15 protein-coding genes are annotated in these 17,841 nt (G+C 68.2%); 12 read left to right on the top strand and 3 right to left on the bottom strand.

Features of this window, described 5'->3' with window-relative positions:
• Positions 1–94: 94 nt before the first annotated feature.
• The 6 genes from HMPREF2914_RS28340 to HMPREF2914_RS28315 all read left to right on the top strand — a co-directional run bounded on the left by HMPREF2914_RS28340 (position 95) and on the right by HMPREF2914_RS28315 (position 6,106).
• The gene (locus HMPREF2914_RS28340) at positions 95–1,393 is read left to right on the top strand and encodes an MFS family transporter (RefSeq protein ID WP_003133088.1); all 1,299 of its coding nucleotides are present in this window, start codon (positions 95–97) and stop codon (positions 1,391–1,393) included.
• A gap of 22 nt (positions 1,394–1,415) precedes the next feature.
• The gene (locus tag HMPREF2914_RS28335) at positions 1,416–2,795 is read left to right on the top strand and encodes a 3-carboxy-cis,cis-muconate cycloisomerase (RefSeq protein WP_023092277.1); all 1,380 of its coding nucleotides are present in this window, start codon (positions 1,416–1,418) and stop codon (positions 2,793–2,795) included.
• Between the two features lie 14 nt (positions 2,796–2,809).
• Positions 2,810–3,601: a 3-oxoadipate enol-lactonase gene (gene pcaD, locus HMPREF2914_RS28330; RefSeq protein ID WP_003084070.1), complete on the top strand. Its 792-nt coding sequence runs from the start codon at positions 2,810–2,812 to the stop codon at positions 3,599–3,601.
• Between the two features lie 10 nt (positions 3,602–3,611).
• Positions 3,612–4,013 (top strand): 4-carboxymuconolactone decarboxylase, encoded by a 402-nt coding sequence (gene pcaC, locus HMPREF2914_RS28325; RefSeq protein ID WP_003084072.1) that lies wholly within the window; start codon positions 3,612–3,614, stop codon positions 4,011–4,013.
• 127 nt (positions 4,014–4,140) lie between these two features.
• Positions 4,141–5,082 (top strand): LysR family transcriptional regulator, encoded by a 942-nt coding sequence (locus tag HMPREF2914_RS28320; protein WP_003084073.1) that lies wholly within the window; start codon positions 4,141–4,143, stop codon positions 5,080–5,082.
• 190 nt (positions 5,083–5,272) lie between these two features.
• Complete coding sequence (locus HMPREF2914_RS28315; protein WP_003137110.1) at positions 5,273–6,106, top strand: hypothetical protein; 834 nt, start codon at positions 5,273–5,275, stop codon at positions 6,104–6,106.
• A gap of 239 nt (positions 6,107–6,345) precedes the next feature.
• On the opposite strand, the gene HMPREF2914_RS28310 is transcribed toward HMPREF2914_RS28315, so the two are convergent.
• Positions 6,346–7,692: a 4-hydroxybenzoate transporter PcaK gene (locus tag HMPREF2914_RS28310; protein ID WP_003101875.1), complete on the bottom strand. Its 1,347-nt coding sequence runs from the start codon at positions 7,690–7,692 to the stop codon at positions 6,346–6,348.
• Between the two features lie 305 nt (positions 7,693–7,997).
• Between HMPREF2914_RS28310 and HMPREF2914_RS28305 the strand changes: the two genes are divergently transcribed.
• From HMPREF2914_RS28305 to HMPREF2914_RS28290, 4 genes are all read left to right on the top strand, one after another.
• Positions 7,998–8,777 (top strand): IclR family transcriptional regulator, encoded by a 780-nt coding sequence (locus HMPREF2914_RS28305; protein ID WP_003110229.1) that lies wholly within the window; start codon positions 7,998–8,000, stop codon positions 8,775–8,777.
• A 243-nt stretch (positions 8,778–9,020) separates the two neighbouring features.
• Positions 9,021–10,064, top strand: coding sequence for a Gfo/Idh/MocA family protein (locus HMPREF2914_RS28300; protein WP_003121655.1), 1,044 nt, complete (start codon positions 9,021–9,023; stop codon positions 10,062–10,064).
• Positions 10,065–10,086: 22 nt separating this feature from the next.
• Positions 10,087–10,902 (top strand): sugar phosphate isomerase/epimerase family protein, encoded by an 816-nt coding sequence (locus tag HMPREF2914_RS28295; protein ID WP_003101868.1) that lies wholly within the window; start codon positions 10,087–10,089, stop codon positions 10,900–10,902.
• Positions 10,903–11,051: 149 nt separating this feature from the next.
• Positions 11,052–11,930 carry a DMT family transporter gene (locus tag HMPREF2914_RS28290; RefSeq protein WP_003084083.1) on the top strand — a complete coding sequence of 293 codons (879 nt, stop codon included), beginning with the start codon at positions 11,052–11,054 and terminating at the stop codon, positions 11,928–11,930.
• A 25-nt stretch (positions 11,931–11,955) separates the two neighbouring features.
• Here the strand turns inward: HMPREF2914_RS28290 and HMPREF2914_RS28285 are convergent, their stop codons facing one another.
• Both HMPREF2914_RS28285 and HMPREF2914_RS28280 read right to left on the bottom strand, forming a co-directional pair.
• Positions 11,956–13,221 carry an OprD family porin gene (locus tag HMPREF2914_RS28285; protein WP_023092278.1) on the bottom strand — a complete coding sequence of 422 codons (1,266 nt, stop codon included), beginning with the start codon at positions 13,219–13,221 and terminating at the stop codon, positions 11,956–11,958.
• A 65-nt stretch (positions 13,222–13,286) separates the two neighbouring features.
• The gene (locus tag HMPREF2914_RS28280) at positions 13,287–14,612 is read right to left on the bottom strand and encodes an MFS transporter (RefSeq protein ID WP_009315005.1); all 1,326 of its coding nucleotides are present in this window, start codon (positions 14,610–14,612) and stop codon (positions 13,287–13,289) included.
• Between the two features lie 546 nt (positions 14,613–15,158).
• On the opposite strand from HMPREF2914_RS28280, the gene quiC reads away from it, so the two are divergent.
• Together quiC and HMPREF2914_RS28270 are read left to right on the top strand one after the other, a co-directional pair.
• A complete protein-coding gene (gene quiC, locus HMPREF2914_RS28275) occupies positions 15,159–17,063 on the top strand; it encodes a 3-dehydroshikimate dehydratase QuiC (protein ID WP_023092279.1) in 1,905 nt (634 codons plus the stop codon).
• Positions 17,064–17,155: 92 nt separating this feature from the next.
• On the top strand, positions 17,156–17,824 hold the full coding sequence (locus HMPREF2914_RS28270) for a TetR/AcrR family transcriptional regulator (protein WP_003133062.1): 669 nt from the start codon (positions 17,156–17,158) through the stop codon (positions 17,822–17,824).
• The last annotated feature ends 17 nt before the right edge of the window (positions 17,825–17,841 follow it).

Raw genomic sequence — 17,841 nt, 5'->3', positions numbered from 1 at the left:
CCATGGTTCGGCGGCGGCGCGGCGCGTGTGCAGCGGAACAGGACGCTCCGTCGCACGGTCAGGATGAAACGGACCCTGTCGAGAGAACAACAGCATGACTGCCCCTGTTCACCAGTACAGCAACGAAGAACGCCGCAAGCGCATCTTCGCCATCGTCGGCGCCTCCTCCGGCAACCTCGTGGAATGGTTCGACTTCTACGTCTACGCCTTCTGCGCGATCTACTTCGCACCGGCCTTCTTCCCCTCCGACAACCCCACGGTGCAGTTGCTGAACACCGCCGGGGTCTTCGCCGCCGGCTTCCTCATGCGCCCCATCGGCGGCTGGATGTTCGGCCGCATCGCCGACAAGCACGGGCGCAAGACCGCCATGCTGATCTCGGTGGTGATGATGTGCGCCGGCTCCCTGGCGATCGCCTGCATGCCCACCTACGCCAGCATCGGCACCCTGGCGCCGGCGCTGCTGTTGCTGGCGCGGATGTTCCAGGGCCTGTCGGTGGGCGGCGAGTACGGCACCAGCGCGACCTACATGAGCGAGGTGGCGCTCAAGGGCCAGCGCGGCTTCTTCGCCTCGTTCCAGTACGTCACCCTGATCGGCGGACAGTTGCTGGCGGTGCTGGTGGTGGTGATCCTGCAGCAGTTGCTGAGCGAAGACGAACTGCGTGCCTGGGGCTGGCGGATTCCCTTCGTGATCGGCGCGATCACCGCGGTGATCGCCCTCTGGTTGCGGCGCTCGCTGAACGAGACCGCTTCGAAGTCGACCCTGGAGCGCAAGGAATCCGGCACCTTCGCCGAGCTGTTCAAGCACAAGCGGGCCTTCTTCACCGTGCTCGGTTTCACCGCCGGCGGCTCGCTGATCTTCTACACCTTCACCACCTACATGCAGAAGTACCTGGTCAACACCGCCGGGATGAGCGCCAAGACCGCCAGCGCGGTGATGACCTTCGCCCTGTTCGCGTACATGCTGATGCAACCGCTGTTCGGCATGCTTTCCGATCGCATCGGGCGCAAGACCTCGATGCTCTGGTTCGGCACCCTGGGCACACTCTGCACCTTGCCGATCCTGCTCGCGCTGAAGACCGTGAGCAGTCCCTACATGGCCTTCTTCCTGATCATCCTGGCGCTGGCCATCGTCAGCCTGTACACCTCCATCAGCGGCCTGATCAAGGCCGAGATGTTCCCGCCGGAGGTGCGCGCCCTCGGCGTCGGAGTGTCCTACGCGGTGGGCAACGCGATCTTCGGCGGCTCGGCCGAGTACGTCGCCCTGGGGCTGAAGTCGGTAGGGATGGAGAACGTCTTCTACTGGTATGTTTCAGCCATGTGCCTGCTGGCGCTGCTGGTCTGCGTGAGCCTGCCGGACCTGCGCAAGGTCAGCTACCTGAACGACGAGCCCTGACGGGCCGGGAAAAGGAAAACCGATGAGCGACGTACCCGCCAACCAGTTGTTCGATGCCTATTTCACGGCGGCGCCGATGCGCGCGGTGTTCTCCGACCGCGGCCGCCTGCAAGGCATGCTCGACTTCGAGGCCGCCCTGGCCCGCGCCGAGGCGCGCACCGGGGTGGTTCCCGCGACGGCGGTGGCGCCGATCGAGGCGGCCTGCCGCGCCGAACTGTACGACCCGCTGGCGCTGGCCGACGCGGTCGCCACTGCCGGCAACTCGGCGATCCCGCTGGTCAAGGCGCTGGGCCGCCAGGTGGCGGCTGGCGACGCCGAGGCCGAGCGCTACGTGCATCTCGGCGCCACCAGCCAGGACGCCATGGACAGCGGCCTGGTGCTGCAACTGCGCCGCGCGCTGGCCTTGCTCGAGCAGGATCTGCAACGTCTTGCCGAGGTCCTGGCGGACCAGGCCGAACGGCATGCCGACACGCCGCTGGCCGGGCGCACCTGGTTGCAGCACGCCACCCCGGTGACCCTGGGCATGAAGCTCGCCGGCCTGCTCGGCGCCTTGACCCGGCACCGCCAGCGCCTGCGCGAGTTGCGCCCGCGCCTGCTGGTGCTGCAATTCGGCGGCGCCTCTGGGACGCTCGCCGCGCTCGGCGAGCAGGCCCTGCCGGTGGCCGCGGCGCTGGCCGAGGAGCTGGGCCTGGCTTTGCCCGAACAACCCTGGCACACCCAGCGTGACCGCCTGGTGGAGTTCGCCAGCGTGCTCGGCCTGGTGGCCGGTAGCCTCGGCAAGTTCGGGCGCGATGTCAGCCTGCTGATGCAGACCGAGGCCGGCGAGGTCTTCGAGCCGGCCGGCGCCGGGCGCGGCGGTTCCTCGACCATGCCACACAAGCGCAACCCGGTGAGCAGCGCGGTGCTGATCGCCGCCGCCACCCGTGCGCCGGGGCTGGTCTCGACCCTGTTCGCGGCGATGCCGCAGGAACACGAGCGCAGCCTCGGTCTCTGGCACGCCGAGTGGGAAACCCTGCCGGAACTCTGTTGCCTGGTTTCCGGCGCGTTGCAACAGGCGATCGGCCTGCTCGAAGGCCTGGAGGTGGACGCCGAGCGGATGCGCCACAACCTCGGCCTGACCCACGGCCTGGTGCTCGCCGAGGCGGTGAGCATCGCCCTGGCCCGCCGTATCGGCCGCGAAGCCGCGCACCACCTGGTGGAACAGTGCTGCCGCCGCGCCGTCGAGCAGCGCCGCGAGTTGCGCGCGGTGCTCGGCGAAGAGGCGCGAGTGAGCGCCGAGCTGTCCGGCGACGAACTGGACCGCCTGCTCGATCCCGCCCATTACCTCGGCCAGGCCCGCGCCTGGGTCGAGCGCGCGCTCGCCGAACACCATGCCCTGGGCTTCGAACCCCATCCCGCCTGACTGGAGAACCCTTCGTGCCAACCGTACGCCTCGCCGACGGCGACCTGAACTACTCCCTGGAAGGACCGGCCGGCGCGCCGGTCCTGCTGTTGTCAAACTCGCTGGGCACCGACCTGGGCATGTGGGACACGCAGATCCCCGCACTCACCGCCCATTTCCGCGTGCTGCGCTACGACACCCGCGGCCACGGCGCCTCGCTGGTCACCCCCGGACCGTACGCCATCGGCCAGCTCGGCGCCGACGTGCTTGCCCTGCTCGATGCCCTCGAGCTGCCGCGCGTGCATTTCTGCGGGCTGTCCATGGGCGGCCTGATCGGCCAGTGGCTGGGCATCCACGCCGGCGAGCGGCTCGGCCGGCTGGTGCTGTGCAACACCGCGGCGAAGATTGCCAGCGACGAGGTCTGGAACACCCGCATCGATACCGTCCTGAAAGGCGGCGAGCAGGCCATGCGCGACCTGCGCGACGCCTCGGTGGCGCGCTGGTTCACCGCGGGCTTCGCCGAGCGCGAACCGGCGCAGGTCGAGCGCATCGTCGCGATGCTCGCGGCCACCTCGCCGCAGGGCTACGCGGCCAACTGCGCTGCGGTACGCGACGCCGATTTCCGCGAGCAGCTCGGGCTGGTCCAGGCGCCGACGCTGATCGTCGCCGGCAGCCACGATGCCGTGACCACTCCGGACAACGCCCGCTTCATGCAGGCGCGCATCGCCGACGCGCAGTTGGTCGAGTTCGCCGCCGCGCACCTGTCCAACGTCGAAGCGGGCGACGCCTTCAGCCGCCGCCTGGTCGATTTCCTGCTGTCCGCCTGAGGAGCCGCCGATGGACGAGAAACAACGCTACGAAGCCGGCATGCAAGTGCGCCGCGCGGTGCTCGGCGACGCCCATGTCGAGCGCAGCCTGGCCAACCTGACGCCGTTCAACGAAGAGTTCCAGGAGATGATCACCCGCCACGCCTGGGGCGACATCTGGACCCGTCCGGGGCTGCCGCGACACACCCGCAGCCTGGTCACCATCGCCATGCTGATCGGCATGAACCGCAACGAGGAACTCAAGCTGCATCTGCGCGCGGCGAAGAACAACGGGGTGAGCCGCGACGAGATCAAGGAAGTGATCATGCAGAGCGCCATCTACTGCGGCATTCCCGCGGCCAACGCGACCTTCCACCTGGCCGAATCGGTGTGGGACGAGCTTGGCGTGGAGTCGCAGCAGGCGTCCCGGTAGGCCGCCGGGCGGGGCTATCGGTAGGGCGAATGGCGTCGCAGGCGTTATCCGCCGAGGCGGCGCTTCCCCTTGCCATTCGCCGGTGTTTCCCGGAAGGTCGACAGCTCCGTCATCCCTTCGGTCCGCCATGAGCCGCAAGCTGCATATCCACGCGCCCGCGATCCACTACTTCGACATGGTGCGCCGCTGCCATTCGATCCGCGAAGCCGCGCGACGCCTGAACGTCGCCTCGTCGGCGGTGAACCGGCAGATCCTCAAGCTGGAGGACGAGATCGGCGCGCCGCTGTTCGACCGCCTGCCCGGGGGCCTGCGCCTGACCGGAGCCGGGGAGATCTTCGCGCGCCACGTCACCGTGGTCCTGCAGGACATGGAGCGCGTGCGTTCCGAACTGGACGCGCTGCAAGGCCTGCGCACCGGCCATGTGGAGATCGCCACCATCGAGGCGGTGACCAGCGACCTGCTGCCCTGCGTGCTCAAGGCGATGCGCGAACGCTACCCGGACATCACCGTCGGCGTCACCCTGCTCGGTTCCCAGGCGATACCCGAGGCGGTGAGCAGCGGCGCGGTCGACCTCGGCCTGGCCTTCGCCCTGCCGCGCAGCGCCGACCTGCAACAGGTCAGCGTCGGCCATTTCCGCCTCGGTGCCATCGTCTCCCCGCAGCACCCGTTGGCGCGACACCAGGCCATCGCCTTCGCCGATTGCGTCGAACATGGCCTGATCATGGCCAAGAGCGAGCTGTCCATCCATCACCTGCTGGCGCCGCTCCAGCGCCGTTTGCGCGAACCGCGCCGGGCGGTGCTGGAGAGCAGCTCCCTGGAGCTGTCGCGACAACTGGCGCGGCGCGGGCTCGGCGTCGCCTTCCAGACCCGCCTGGGGATCGAAGCCGACATCGCCCAGGGCGAGTTGCGCTTCCTGCCGCTGAAAGACAATGGCGGCATCCACAGCGACCTCGGCCTCTACGTGCGCACCGGCCGCTACCTGCCGGTGGCGGTGGACGCCCTGGCCCGGCAGATCGCCGAGGAAGTGCGCCTGCGCGAGCGCGAGGAAGCGCGCCTGAACGAGGCCTGAGCGGCGCTCGCGCCGATGCCAGACGGCTTGCCCGAGCTTGCTCGTTCGCTGATGCCGTTTCGGCATCGGTATGTTCGATATTCTGTTCTTTGGTCAGCGCGGCGAAGTGCCGATACTGCCCCGCGACCCCGGCGCGAAACCGGGGGCTGAGTCGCCACAAGAACAACAAGCAACCAGCAGGACACACAGCATGAAGAAGATGATGCAGGGCGCCGCCGCCCTTATCGCGCTCGTCGGCGCCGGGGAGAGCATGGCGCTGGAATGGATGAGCAACAGCGTCGGTTTCCGCTACGGCCAGCAATTCACCAACCCGAACAACCCGGACAAGTTCGCCAAGCGCATCTACAGCTTCACCCACGCCGACGGCTATCGCTACGGCAGCAATTTCTTCAATCTCGATGTGTTCCTTTCCGACAGCCGCGACCCGCGCAAGGGCACCGACCACGGTGGCAGCGAGGTCTATGCGGTCTACCGCCACCAGCTCTACGCCTCGCGGGTGTTCGACCGGCCGCTGGGCACCGGCCTGGTCAAGGACTACGCCTTCACCCTGGGCTTCGACGCCAGCCGCAACAACAACCTGGCTTCGGCCAAGAAGCGCGCCCTGGTGTTCGGCCCGACCCTCAAGTTCAACGGTCCCGGCGTGCTCGACCTGAGCCTGCTCTACTACCGCGAGAAGAACCACTTCGGCGTGCCCGGCGCGCGCCATCCCGACCACACCTTCGACACCACCTACATGCTCAACCTGACCTGGATGCGGCCGTTCAAGGTCGGCAACCGTGCGGCGAAGTTCCAGGGCTTCGTCAACTACGTGGGAGAGAAGGGCGAGGACTACAACGACAAGGACACCGCGGCGGAAACCCTGGTCCGCACCGCCCTGATGGTCGCCGCCCTGCCAGGCGACAAGCGCCAGCCGAACCTGTGGCTCGGCGTCGGCTACGAGTATTGGCACAACAAGTTCGGCGTCGACGGCGGCACCGGCAGCCGCACCTCGACGCCGACGTTGAACATGGAATTCACCTTCTGAGGCGATGCGCCGCCGCCCTACGCGATGCCGCCAACCCTGGGGTGGGGCGGATAACGCCACCGGCGTTATCCGCCGATACACCGAAGCCCGGCGGCGGATAACCGCGAGCGGTTATGCGCCCTACGCGATGCCCACCCCTGGGGTAGGGCGAATAACGCCACCGGCGTTATCCGCCGATACACCGAAGCCCGGCGGCGGATAACCGCAAGCGGTTATGCGCCCTACGCGATGGGGCAGTTTCACCCCGCATCCGCGTGACTGACCAAGCCCTTCAGCAGCACCGCGGCGGTGGCCAGTGCAGCCGGCAGCACCAGGGCGGTCAGCACCTGTTCGAAGTTCCAGCCAAGGCCCAGCAGGGTGGCGCCGATCCAGGCGCCGAGGATGGCGCCGAAGCGGCCGATACCGAGCATCCAGGAGACCCCCGTGGCCCGCCCCTGGGTCGGATAGAAGCGCGCCGCCAGCGACGGCATCGCCGACTGCGCGCCGTTGATGCACATGCCGGCCAGCAGCACCAGGGTCGCCAGCAGGGTGACCTGGCCGAGGCTCTGGCCGACGCACCAGGCGAACACCCCCGCCAGCAGGTAGAACAGGCCGATCACCTTGTGCGGGTTGAAGCGATCCATCGCCCAGCCCACCGCTACGGCGCTGAGCACCCCGCCGAACTGGAACAGCGCGCCGATGAACGCCGCCTGCTCCAGGCTCGCCCCGCTATCGCGCATCAGGGTCGGCAGCCAGCTGGTGAGCAGGTAGACGATCACCAGGCCCATGAAGTAGGTCAGCCAGAGCAGCAGGGTGCCGGCGCTGTAGGTACCGGAAAAGATCACCGCGAACACGTTGCGGGCCTGCACCGTCTGCTGCTCGGGGACGTGGAAACTCCGTGCCAGCGCCACCTGCGCCGGGGCGATGGGGGCCAGCACCTGGCGTACCCGCTCGCTGCCGCGGTTGCGGACCACCAGGTAGCGCGCCGATTCCGGCAGGCGGAACAGCAGGACTACCGCCAGGACCAGCGGTAGCAGGCCGCCGAGCAGCAGCAGGCTGTGCCAGCCGAACAGCGGGATCAGCTTCGCCGAGACGAATCCGCCGCAGGCCATGCCCAGGTTGAAGCCACAGAACATGCTGGTCACCAGCAGCGACTTGAGGCGCTCGGGGGTGTATTCGGAAAGCAGGGTGGTGGCGTTGGGCATCGCCGCGCCGAGGCCGAGGCCGGTGAGGAAGCGCAGCGCCAGCAGTTGCTCGACGTTGGTGCTATAGGCCGAGGCCAGGCTGAACAGGCCGAAGAGGAAGACCGCCGCGACCAATACCAGCTTGCGTCCGTAGCGGTCGGCCAGCGGTCCGGAACCGAGGGCGCCGAAGACCATGCCGATCAGCGCGGCGCTCATTACCGGACCGAGGCTGGCGCGGTCGATGCCCCAGTCCTGGGTCAGCGCCGGCGCGATGAAGCCCATCGCGGCGGTGTCGAGGCCATCGAGGAAGACGATCAGGAAGCACAGCAGGACGATCCGCCATTGGTACGGCGAAAGCGGCTGGGCATTGATGAAGGCTTGCACGTCGAGTCGTTCGACGGCGGGCAGGCTGGGGCTGTTCATGGGACGGGTTCCGCGGCGAGAGTGAGGGCGTGGGACGAGGGTCGGACGCGTGGCTCAGGTGCAGGCGGCGGAAGGCAAGGCGTGCTGCGGCATGTCGGGATTCCCCTGTTGTTTTTGTAGCGGAGGCGCTCGGCCTGCCGGGGTGCAGACACATTACGGAGGGCCATGGGGAGTGGCAATCCGATAATCGTTTATCGGTTCGCTGATCGAACGGAACCCTGTGAAATCTCGACCTTCGCCAGGCTGTGAAAATCCGGAACCAGATTCTAGAATCCTGCCTTCCCTCGACTCAGGAACGTCCTTCCATGGCCGGTAGCCTCATCGAACGCGCCCTCGGCTTGCTCGAACTCCTCGCCAGCGATGCCCGCGGCCTGCCCCTGCAACAACTGGCGGACCGCCTGGATATCCCCAAGAGCGCCGCGCACCGCATGCTCGCCGAGCTGATCCGGCTCGGCTACGTGCGCCAGGACCACGACACCAGCCGCTACCGCCTCAGCACCCGCCTGGCCGCGCTGGGCTTCCGCTTCCTCGCGTCCAGCGGGGTGGTCGATCTGGTCCAGCCGGTGCTCGACGGGCTCGCCCGGGAGACCGGCGAACTGGTGCGCCTGGGGGTGATCGAAGGCGATCGCCAGACCTGGATCGCCAAGTCCCAGGGCGCCACCTCCGGGCTACGCTACGACCCCGACATGGGGCGCGAGGCGCCGCTGTTCTACACCGCATCCGGGCACGCCTGGCTGGCCAGCCTGAGCGACAAGGCGGCGCTGGCGCTGGTGGAGCGCCAGGGCGTAGGGGCGGCGCGGGACTTCGGTCCCAACGCGCCGCGCTCCAGGAGCGAGCTGCTGCGTTACCTGAAGCGCGCCCGCGAGCACGGCTATGCCTGGCAGATCGAATGCTCGGCGCCGGGCATGGCGGCGATGGCCGCACTAGTGCGCCACCCCGAGGACGGACGGGCTCTCGGCGTGCTCAGCGTGGCCGGGCCGAGCGCACGCTTCGGCGAGGCGCGCATGCACGAACTGGCGCCCCTGCTCCTGGCCGCGGCGCAGGACCTGTCCCACGCCAGCCAGGCGTCCGAGCTGTTCCGCTGAGCCATCCGGCCCGGCCCCAGTCCTTTCCCGACATCGGCGTTCGAATAGCGAACGCTTTCTTGCCTGCCACGGAGCCCGCATGCAGCGGGCCTTTCCGCACTTCCATGGAGGTCCTGGCGGCGCTGCCGTCTCGAAGCGCTCTTGCGCGGGGCCAACTCCTCGTTCAAATAATCTCCTTCGTTAAATCTGGAACGACGTTCTGGAATCCAGAGACGAACAAGAAAACAACGATTGGGGACCGTCTTGGACGCACCGCTTCGCATCGCCCTCATCGGCGCCGGCAACATGGGCCGCCAGCATTACCATCGCTTGCAGCGAATCGCCGGCGCGCGCCTGTGTGCGGTGGCCGATCCCCAGGGCCAGGCGTTCGCCGCGGACGCCGGCGTGCCCTGGTTCGGCGATCATCGGAGGTTACTGGAAGAAGCCCGGCCGCAAGCGGCGATCGTCGCCAATCCGAACAACCTGCATGTCGCCACCGCCCTCGACTGCCTCGCCGCCGGGGTGCCGCTGCTGCTGGAAAAACCGGTCGGCGTGCAGCTCGACGAAGTGAGCGAGCTGGTCGCCGTCGCCCGGCGATCTGGCGTTCCGCTGCTGGTCGGTCACCATCGTCGGCACAATCCGCTGGTCGTGCGGGCGCGCCAATTGATCGCCGAGGGCGCGCTCGGTCGGTTGCTGTCGGTCACCGCGCTCTGGCAGTTGAAGAAGCCCGACAGTTATTTCGAGGTGGCCTGGCGTCGCGAGCCCGGCGCGGGAATGTTGCTGACCAACCTGATCCATGACCTCGACCTGCTCCGCCACTTGTGCGGGGAAGTGCGGGAGGTGCAGGCGCTGGCCGGCAACGCTATCCGTGGCCTGCCCAACGAAGACAACGTCGCGCTGCTCCTGCGCTTCGCCAATGGCGCGCTGGGCAGCCTGACCGGTTGCGACGCTGCGGCGGCGCCCTGGAGCTGGGAGCTGGCCGCCGGGGAGAACCCGGTCTATCCGCGCCAGGCCGAGCAACCCTGCTACCTGCTGGCCGGCACCGAGGGTGCCCTGAGCCTGCCCCAGCTCCGCCGCTGGCGCTACGCCGAGGCCCGGCAGGGCTGGCACGACCCGCTGGCGGCCAGCGTGGAGGCCGTGGCGGCAGGCGACCCCCTGCAACGCCAGCTAGAGCACTTCGTCCGGGTCGCGCGGGGCGAGGAAGCGCCATTGATGGATGCCACCGACGCCGCTCGCACCCTGGCGCTGGTCGAGGCGGTTCGCGAGGCCGCGCGCAGTGGCCGGGCCTGCGCGCCGGCCAGTTTCTGAACCGCTGACGATGAGGTAGTGCATGGAATCGAGGATTCTTTCCCTGGCGGCGCTCACCGTGCTCGAGCTGTCGCCCCCGGACATGGTCGAGGCTGCCGCCCGCGCCGGCTACAGTCATGTCGGCCTGCGCCTGGTGCCGGCCACCGTGGAAGAGCACCACTATCCGCTGCTGGCCGATGCCGGCCTGCGCCGGCGGACCCTGGCGCGGCTGCGCGACAGCGGAGTGCGCACGCTGGACGTGGAGATCCTGCGCCTGCGTCCGGACACCCGCGTCGGCGAGTTCGCCGCGGTGCTGGAGGTCGGCGCCGAGTTCGGCGCGCGCTATGTGCTGGTGGCCGGCAACGATGACGACGAGCGGCGCAGCGCGGACAATTTCGCCGCGTTGTGCGACCTGGCGCGGCCGCTCGGCCTCGACCCACACCTGGAGTTCATGCCCTGGACCGGGATCCGCGACCTGCGGCAGGCCGCGCGGGTGGTCGAGGCGGCGGCGCGGGACAACGCCGGCCTGTTGCTGGACGCCTTCCATTTCGACCGCTCGGCCAGCAGCCTGGAAGACCTGCGGGCGATCCCGCCTGCGCGCCTGGGCTACGCGCAACTCTGCGATGTCGTCGGGCCGCGTCCGACGTCGATGGACGAAATCCTTCGCCAGGCCCGCGAGGAACGGCGTTTCCCTGGCGATGGCGGGCTCGATCTGCTGGCGCTGCTGCGCGCCCTGCCGGAGAACCTGCCGCTGAGCCTGGAGGTGCCCGCGCTGGATTTGCTCGCGCGCGGCGTGGATGGCACGGAGCGGGCGCGGCTGGCGATCGAGCGGACCCGGGCGCTGCTCGCCCGCCTGTAGCGCCACCGCGCAGGCAGGTTGCCCGTTTGCATAATGGAACGGGGTTCTATAGTTTCCAAACGTTGAAGCCGATCGTTTCTTTCCTCGATGGCGGGTACCGTCAGAATAAATAGCCTGCTATCGATTTGCCCTGGTGCCCGGACCCTCCGATGAACGCATCCACCTCCCCGCTGCCCGCCAGCGACCAGACCCTGCGCGGCATCCTGCTGATCTGTGCCGCGGTGTTCCTGTTCGCCAGCCACGACGGGTTGTCCAAGTTCCTTTCCGGTTTCTACCCGATCGTCATGGTGGTCTGGGCCCGCTACCTGGTGCACACCCTGCTGATGGTCGCCGTGTTCGTGCCGCGCAACGGCCTCGCGGTGATCCGCAGCCGCCGTCCGCTCATGCAGTTGGCGCGGGCGCTGTGCCTGATCGGCACCAGCCTGTTCTTCACCACCGGCCTGCGCTACCTGCCCTTGGCCGAGGCGACCGCGGTGAACTTCCTGGCGCCGCTGCTGGTGACCGCGTTATCCGTGCCGTTGCTGAAGGAGAAGGTCAGCCTCGGTCAATGGCTGGCGGTGCTCACCGGCTTCATCGGCGTGCTCTTCATCGTGCGTCCCGGTGGCGCGCTGTTCACCCCGGCGGCGTTGTTCCCGCTCGGCTCGGCGCTGTGCTTCGGGCTCTACCAGCTGCTCACGCGGATGCTCGCCAACAGCGACAGCCCGACCACCAGCAACTTCCTCGCCGGCATCTTCAACACGCTCATCATGAGCCTGCTGGTGCCGTTCTTCTGGCAGACCCCAAGTCTTCTCCACGGCCTGATGATGATCGCCCTGGGCGGTTGCGGCATGGGCGGCCACCTGCTGCTGACCCAGGCCTTCCGCCATGCGCCGCCGGCGACCCTGGCGCCGTTCAGCTATGGCCAGATCATCTTCGCCGGCCTGCTCGGCCTGCTGGTGTTCGGCCACGTGCCGGACGCCTGGTCGCTGCTCGGCATCCTCGTCATCTGCGCCAGCGGCCTGGTGGTCGCCTGGCGCCGTGGCCGCTGAACGCAACGGGGTCGGCGCGTAGGCTTCACAACAGGCTCAGCGGATAGCTGACGATCAGCCGGTTCTCGTCGAAGCGGGTATTGCTGCCCCAGTCGCGGCGCTGGCTGGAGTTGCGCCAGCGGACGTTGAGACGCCTGAAGGCGCCGCTCTGCAGCGTGTAGCCCAGCTCGCTCTCGCGTCCCCATTCGCTGCCGTCGTCGGTGACTCCGGCCAGGCGCACATGGTCGCCATGCAGGTAGCGGGTCATGAAGGTCAGGCCGGGTAGGCCGAGGCCAACGAAGTCGAAGTCGTAGCGCAGTTGCCAGGAGCGCTCGCCGGGATTGTCGTAGCTGGCGTTGTAGCTGTCGTTGGCCAGGGTTCCGCCACTGGTGCCGTTGACCCGCATCCAGCCATCGTCGCCACTGACCTTCTGCAGGCCGAGATAGAGGGTATGCAGCCCGTAGCGCGCGGAGAACAGCGCGGAAACGGTGCGGTTATCGAGCTTGCCGGCGCGCGCGCTGCCAGCGTCGCGGCCACGGAAGCCGCCGAGGTTGGCGCCCAGCAGCCAGTCGCCGAGCGGCTGGCTGTGTTGCAGTTGCAGGTACTGTTGGCGGTAGATGTCCTTCAGCTCGGCGTTCCACAGGCCGAGCAGGGTGCGTTCGCCATTGAAGCGATATTCGCCGCCGGCGAAATCGAAGCGGTCGGAAGTGGCGGCTGGCCGGCCGAACAGCGACATGTCCTGCATGCTTGCGTCGTTGCGCGGGCTGTTGCCGCGGAACTGGCCGGCGTAGAGGGTCAGGCCGGCGATCTCGTTGGCGCTGAGCTGGCCGCCGCGGAAGGTCTGCGGCAGCGAGCGGCCATCGTCGGAGCGGAGGATCGGCAGCACCGGCATCCATTCGCCGATCTTCAGTTCGCTGTTCGACACGCGCAGCTTGCCGGCCACCGCCAGGCGTCCGAAGTCGTCGGCCGGGCGGCCGTCGTCGTGGGTTGGCAGCAGTTGGGTGCCGGCCGTTCCCTTGCCGCCATCCAGCTTCAGGCTGTAGAGACCGAGGACATCGAGGCCGAAGCCGACGCTGCCCTGGGTGAAGCCGGAGCGGGCGTCGAGGATGAAGCTCTGCGTCCACTCCTCGGCCTTGCCCTGGCTGGCATCGCCGACGAAGTTGCGGTGCAGGTGGAAATTGCGCGCGGTGAGGCTGGCCTTGGCATCTTCGAGGAAACCTTGCCCGGCATGGACGTGCCCGGCATGGACTGGCAGGCCGGCGCCCAGGCAGAGGGAAGCGCAGAGCGCGCGGACGTGGCTCGGGTGCGACATGGGAGTGTCCCTTCGTTCTTGTTCTCTAGGCAGGGAGGCGCCCGGCGAGCGCCGGGCGCTTGGACTCAGGCTTCGATCCGGCGCGGGGCCATGAAGTACAGCCAGGTCAGGGCGATGAAGTACATCGCCGGGATCATGGTGAAGAGCACCGCGTAGTTGTTGTTCGTCGCGGTCAGTACGCCGCCGACGATCTGGGTCATGAACATCCCGCCCAGCGCCGCGCACATGCCGCCGAAGCCGAACACCGTGCTCATCAGGTGCTTGGGCGTGTAGTCCATCACCAGGCTCCAGATGTTCGCCGTCCACGCCTGGTGCGCGCCGACCGCCAGGGCGATGGCCAGCACGGCGATCCACAGGCCGCTGGCGTTGGCGGCGAACACCACGCCGACGATGGTGCAGGCGAACAGCAGCATCGACAGCAGGCGCGCGCGGATCGCCGGCATGCCGCGGCCGATCAGCCAGGACGAAAGGATGCCGCCGCCGACGCTGCCGAAGTCGGCGGTCAACCAGATCAGGATCAGCGGGATGCCCATCTGCGTCACGCTGATGCCCAGGCCGTACTGCTGGTTGAGGAACGGCGGCAGCCAGTAGAGGTAGAACCAGAACACCGGCGCGGTGATCGAGTAGGCCAGGGCGAAGGCCCAGGTGCCGCGGCGGCGGAGAATCTGCGAGAAGGGCACGCGGGTGGCGGGCGGCTCCTCCTGCTGCTGGATGTATTCCAGCTCGCTCTGCTTCACCCGCGGATGCTCCTCGGGGTTGTAGTAGTTGCGCCACCAGAACACCAGCCAGACCAGGCCCAGCGCCGACATGCAGAGGAACGCCGCCTGCCAGCCCCAGACGCCGAGGATCAGCGGCAACAGGGCCGGGGTGACCATCGCGCCGACATTGGTGCCGGCGTTGAAGATGCCGGTGGCCACCGCCCGTTCCCCGGCGGGGAACCACAGGCGGGTGGTCTTCACGCAGGCCGGGTAGTTGGCCGCCTCGGTCAGGCCGAGGATGAAGCGGCAGACCATGAAGCCCGCCGCCGAGGTCGCCAGGCCGTGGGCGCCGGTGGCCAGGCTCCAGAGCAGCACGGCGAGGAAGAACGCGCGCTTGACCCCGATCTTGTCGATGAAGCGGCCCTGGAGGATGAAGCCGATGGCGTAGCCGACCTGGAACCAGAAGTTGATGTTGGCGTAGTCCATCGCCGTCCAGCTCATCTTCTCGGCCAGGATCGGCTGCATCACGCCGAGGGCGGCGCGATCGATGTAGTTCAAGGTGGTGGCGAAGAACACCAGGGCGAGCATGCCCCAGCGCGTCCGGCCGACGGCGAAGGCGTTGCGGATCCTGCCGCCGCGGGATTCCCGCGGGGCGTCGGCGGCGAGCAGTCGAGAGCTGGAAGAGTGGATCATTGACGGGGCCATCCTTTCGGCGGCCGGCGCCTGGGCGCCCGGCCTGGATTTGTCGTTCTGGGTTGCACGCAGGCGGGCCAGGGGCCGCGCCGGTGTCAGCGGGCCAGGGGCGGTCGGGCCGGGCGAGCGGCGAGCGGACGGGATGGAGGGCGGACGGAGAGGTCGGCGATGGACATGAGCGGGTACCCGATTCTTGAAATTGTTATGTCGCGTGGGTTGCGCAGGTGCCCGGGGAAGAAGCGCGGAGCGCTTCCGGCAGATCGGGACGGCCTGCACGGGTGGCTGCGATGGTGCGCGATTGGTCGAAAAAGCGTCAATTCGATAATCGTGCTTCCGTTCGATATTCGAACGGAATACTAACCAGTTCGTACATTTTGCGTTGCCCGTCAGTTGGCGCAAACCAATAATCGGCTTGCCGGGCGAGCGGTCTCAGCGACCCGAAGTGGCTTCCCGGCGCATCCCGCGCGGGCTATCCGCGCCTCCGCCGTTCCGCCGCCGGCCCTCGCGCGGCGCCAGGCGCCGTAGAGCGCATTGAGGAGTCGAAGCATGCAGCGTTCGATCGCCACCGTATCCCTGAGCGGCACCCTGCCGGAAAAGCTCGAGGCCATCGCCGCCGCCGGTTTCGACGGGGTGGAAATCTTCGAGAACGACCTGCTTCATTACGACGGCAGCCCGCGCGACGTACGCCGGCTGTGTGCCGACCTGGGCCTGGAGATCCTGCTGTTCCAGCCGTTCCGCGACTTCGAGGGCTGCCGCCGGGAACGCCTGGGGCGAAACCTGGAGCGCGCCGAACGCAAGTTCGACCTGATGCAGGAACTCGGCACCGACCTAATGCTGGTGTGCAGCAACGTCGCTGCCGATGCCCTCGGCGAACCGGCGCTGCTGGCCGATGACCTCCGGCTGCTGGCCGAGCGCGCCGCCGTCCGCGGCCTGCGCATCGGCTACGAGGCGCTGGCCTGGGGGCGCCAGGTGAACACCTGGGAGCAGGCCTGGGACCTGGTGCGGCGGGCCGACCAGGCTAACCTCGGGCTGATCCTCGACAGCTTCCATACCCTTTCGCTGGACGGCGATCCGCGCGGCATCGCCGATCTTCCGGGGGAAAAGATCTTCTTCGTGCAGATGGCCGACGCGCCCTTGCTGGCAATGGACGTGCTGGAATGGAGCCGGCACTTCCGCTGCTTCCCGGGTCAGGGCGGCTTCGACCTGGCAGGCTTCCTCGCGCCGGTCGTCGCGTCCGGCTATCGCGGTCCGCTGTCGCTGGAGGTCTTCAACGACGGCTTCCGCGCCGCGCCGACCCGCGCCAACGCCGTCGACGGCCTGCGCTCGCTGCTCTACCTCGAGGAGAAGACCCGCGAGCGCCTGCAACGGCAGACGCCGCACGTGGCGGTGGACGAGCTGTTCGCGCCGCCGCCGGCGAGCCTCTGCGACGGCATCGAGTTCCTCGAGTTCGCCGTCGACGAGACGCTCGGCGCGCGCCTTGGCCAGTGGTTGCAGCGACTGGGCTTCGCCAGGGCCGGCGAGCACCGTTCGAAGAACGTCAGCCTGCTGCGCCAGGGCGGCATCAACCTGGTACTGAACGCCGAACCCTATTCCTTCGCCCACGGTTTCTTCGAGGCCCACGGACCGTCCTTGTGCGCCACCGCGCTGCGCGTGCGTGACGCCGGCCAGGCGCTGGAGCGCGCTCGTGCGTACGGAGGCCAGCCGTACCGCGGACTGCTCGGCCCCAACGAGCGGGAAATCCCGGCGGTGCGCGCCCTCGACGGCAGCCTGCTGTATCTGGTCGAGCGGCACACCGAGGGCCGCAGCATCTACGACAGCGACTTCGTGACGAACGACGCCGACACCTCCGGCCTCGGCCTGCGACGCGTCGACCACGTGGCCCTGGCGCTGCCCGCCGAAGGCCTGGACAGCTGGGTGCTGTTCTACAAGAGCCTGTTCGACTTCGGCGCCGATGACGAGGTGGTGCTGCCCGACCCCTATGGCCTGGTCACCAGCCGTGCCGTGCGTAGCCCCTGCGGCAGCGTGCGCCTGCCGCTGAACATTTCCGAGGACCGCAACACCGCCATCGCCCGATCGCTGTCCAGCTATCGCGGTTCCGGCGTGCACCACATCGCCTTCGATTGCGCCGACATCTTCGCCGCCGTGGCCCAGGCCAAGGAGGCCGGGGTCGCGCTGTTGGAAATCCCGCTGAACTATTACGACGACCTCGCCGCGCGCTTCGACTTCGACGACGAGTTCCTCAGCGAACTGGCCTACTACAACGTCCTCTACGACCGCGACGCCCAGGGCGGCGAGCTGTTCCATGTGTTCACCGAGCCGTTCGAGGAGCGCTTCTTCTTCGAGATCCTCCAGCGCCGCCACGGCTACGCCGGCTACGGCGCGGCCAACGTGCCGGTGCGCCTGGCGGCGATGGCGCAAGCGCGGCGGGGTGTGCGCCGGGCCAAGCTGTGAGAATTGTCGGGGCTCCGGCAGGTGCTCTTCCTACAGCCGGGCGGGCCCCGCATAATCGGCCGCAATTCCCGCCGGCCACGAGTGAGTCACCGATGTCCAAGCCTGATCCCGCCCTCGTGGAGGAATCCGCTCCGCGCGGCAAGGGACGCAAGAACAATCCCGAGAAGACCCGCCAGGACATCCTCCGCGCCGCCATCGACGAGTTCGTCGCCCAGGGCCTCTCGGGTGCGCGGGTGGACGCCATCGCCGAGCGCACGCATACCTCGAAGCGGATGATCTATTACTACTTCGGCAGCAAGGAGCAGCTCTACCAGGCCGTGCTGGAGAAGCTCTACAGCGACATCCGCGGTATCGAGGGCACCCTGCGGCTGGGTGCGCTGCCTCCGGCCAAGGCGATGGAGAAGCTGGTGGAGTTCAGCTTCGACTACCACGACCGGCACGTGGATTTCGTGCGCATCATCAGCATCGAGAACATCCACAAGGGCGAGCACATCGCCAGCAGCGAGCTGGTGCAGAGCGTCAACAGCTCGATCGTCCAGAGCATCGCCGAGATTCTCCGCCGCGGCGAAGCGGAAGGGGTGTTCCGCGCCGGGCTGGAGGCGCTCGACGTGCACATGCTGATCAGTTCGTTCTGCTTCTACCGGGTGTCCAATCGCTACACCGTGTCGCGGATCTTCCGCACCGACCTGCACGACGCCGAGGTTCGCCAGCGGCATCGGCGGATGATCGGCGAGGCGGTATTGCGCTACATCCGTGCCTGACTGCCGTCCCCTCTCCC

The sequence above is a fragment of the Pseudomonas sp. HMSC067G02 genome (assembly GCF_001813485.1).
In the GTDB taxonomy this organism is placed as follows: Bacteria; Pseudomonadota; Gammaproteobacteria; order Pseudomonadales; family Pseudomonadaceae; genus Pseudomonas; species Pseudomonas aeruginosa.
The sequence above is the reverse complement of the archived record's forward strand: the minus strand, read 5'-3'. Positions and strand labels throughout refer to the sequence as shown.

What these genes read in the sequence shown, in the direction of transcription:
- HMPREF2914_RS28340 (WP_003133088.1), top strand. Translation starts at nt 95, where the DNA reads ATGACTGCCCCTGTTCACCAGTACAGCAACGAAGAACGCCGCAAGCGC.
- HMPREF2914_RS28335 (WP_023092277.1), top strand. Translation starts at nt 1,416, where the DNA reads ATGAGCGACGTACCCGCCAACCAGTTGTTCGATGCCTATTTCACGGCG.
- pcaC (WP_003084072.1), top strand. Translation starts at nt 3,612, where the DNA reads ATGGACGAGAAACAACGCTACGAAGCCGGCATGCAAGTGCGCCGCGCG.
- HMPREF2914_RS28320 (WP_003084073.1), top strand. Translation starts at nt 4,141, where the DNA reads ATGAGCCGCAAGCTGCATATCCACGCGCCCGCGATCCACTACTTCGAC.
- HMPREF2914_RS28315 (WP_003137110.1), top strand. Translation starts at nt 5,273, where the DNA reads ATGAAGAAGATGATGCAGGGCGCCGCCGCCCTTATCGCGCTCGTCGGC.
- HMPREF2914_RS28310 (WP_003101875.1), bottom strand. Translation starts at nt 7,692, where the DNA reads ATGAACAGCCCCAGCCTGCCCGCCGTCGAACGACTCGACGTGCAAGCC.
- HMPREF2914_RS28305 (WP_003110229.1), top strand. Translation starts at nt 7,998, where the DNA reads ATGGCCGGTAGCCTCATCGAACGCGCCCTCGGCTTGCTCGAACTCCTC.
- HMPREF2914_RS28295 (WP_003101868.1), top strand. Translation starts at nt 10,087, where the DNA reads ATGGAATCGAGGATTCTTTCCCTGGCGGCGCTCACCGTGCTCGAGCTG.
- HMPREF2914_RS28290 (WP_003084083.1), top strand. Translation starts at nt 11,052, where the DNA reads ATGAACGCATCCACCTCCCCGCTGCCCGCCAGCGACCAGACCCTGCGC.
- HMPREF2914_RS28285 (WP_023092278.1), bottom strand. Translation starts at nt 13,221, where the DNA reads ATGTCGCACCCGAGCCACGTCCGCGCGCTCTGCGCTTCCCTCTGCCTG.
- HMPREF2914_RS28280 (WP_009315005.1), bottom strand. Translation starts at nt 14,612, where the DNA reads ATGATCCACTCTTCCAGCTCTCGACTGCTCGCCGCCGACGCCCCGCGG.
- quiC (WP_023092279.1), top strand. Translation starts at nt 15,159, where the DNA reads ATGCAGCGTTCGATCGCCACCGTATCCCTGAGCGGCACCCTGCCGGAA.
- HMPREF2914_RS28270 (WP_003133062.1), top strand. Translation starts at nt 17,156, where the DNA reads ATGTCCAAGCCTGATCCCGCCCTCGTGGAGGAATCCGCTCCGCGCGGC.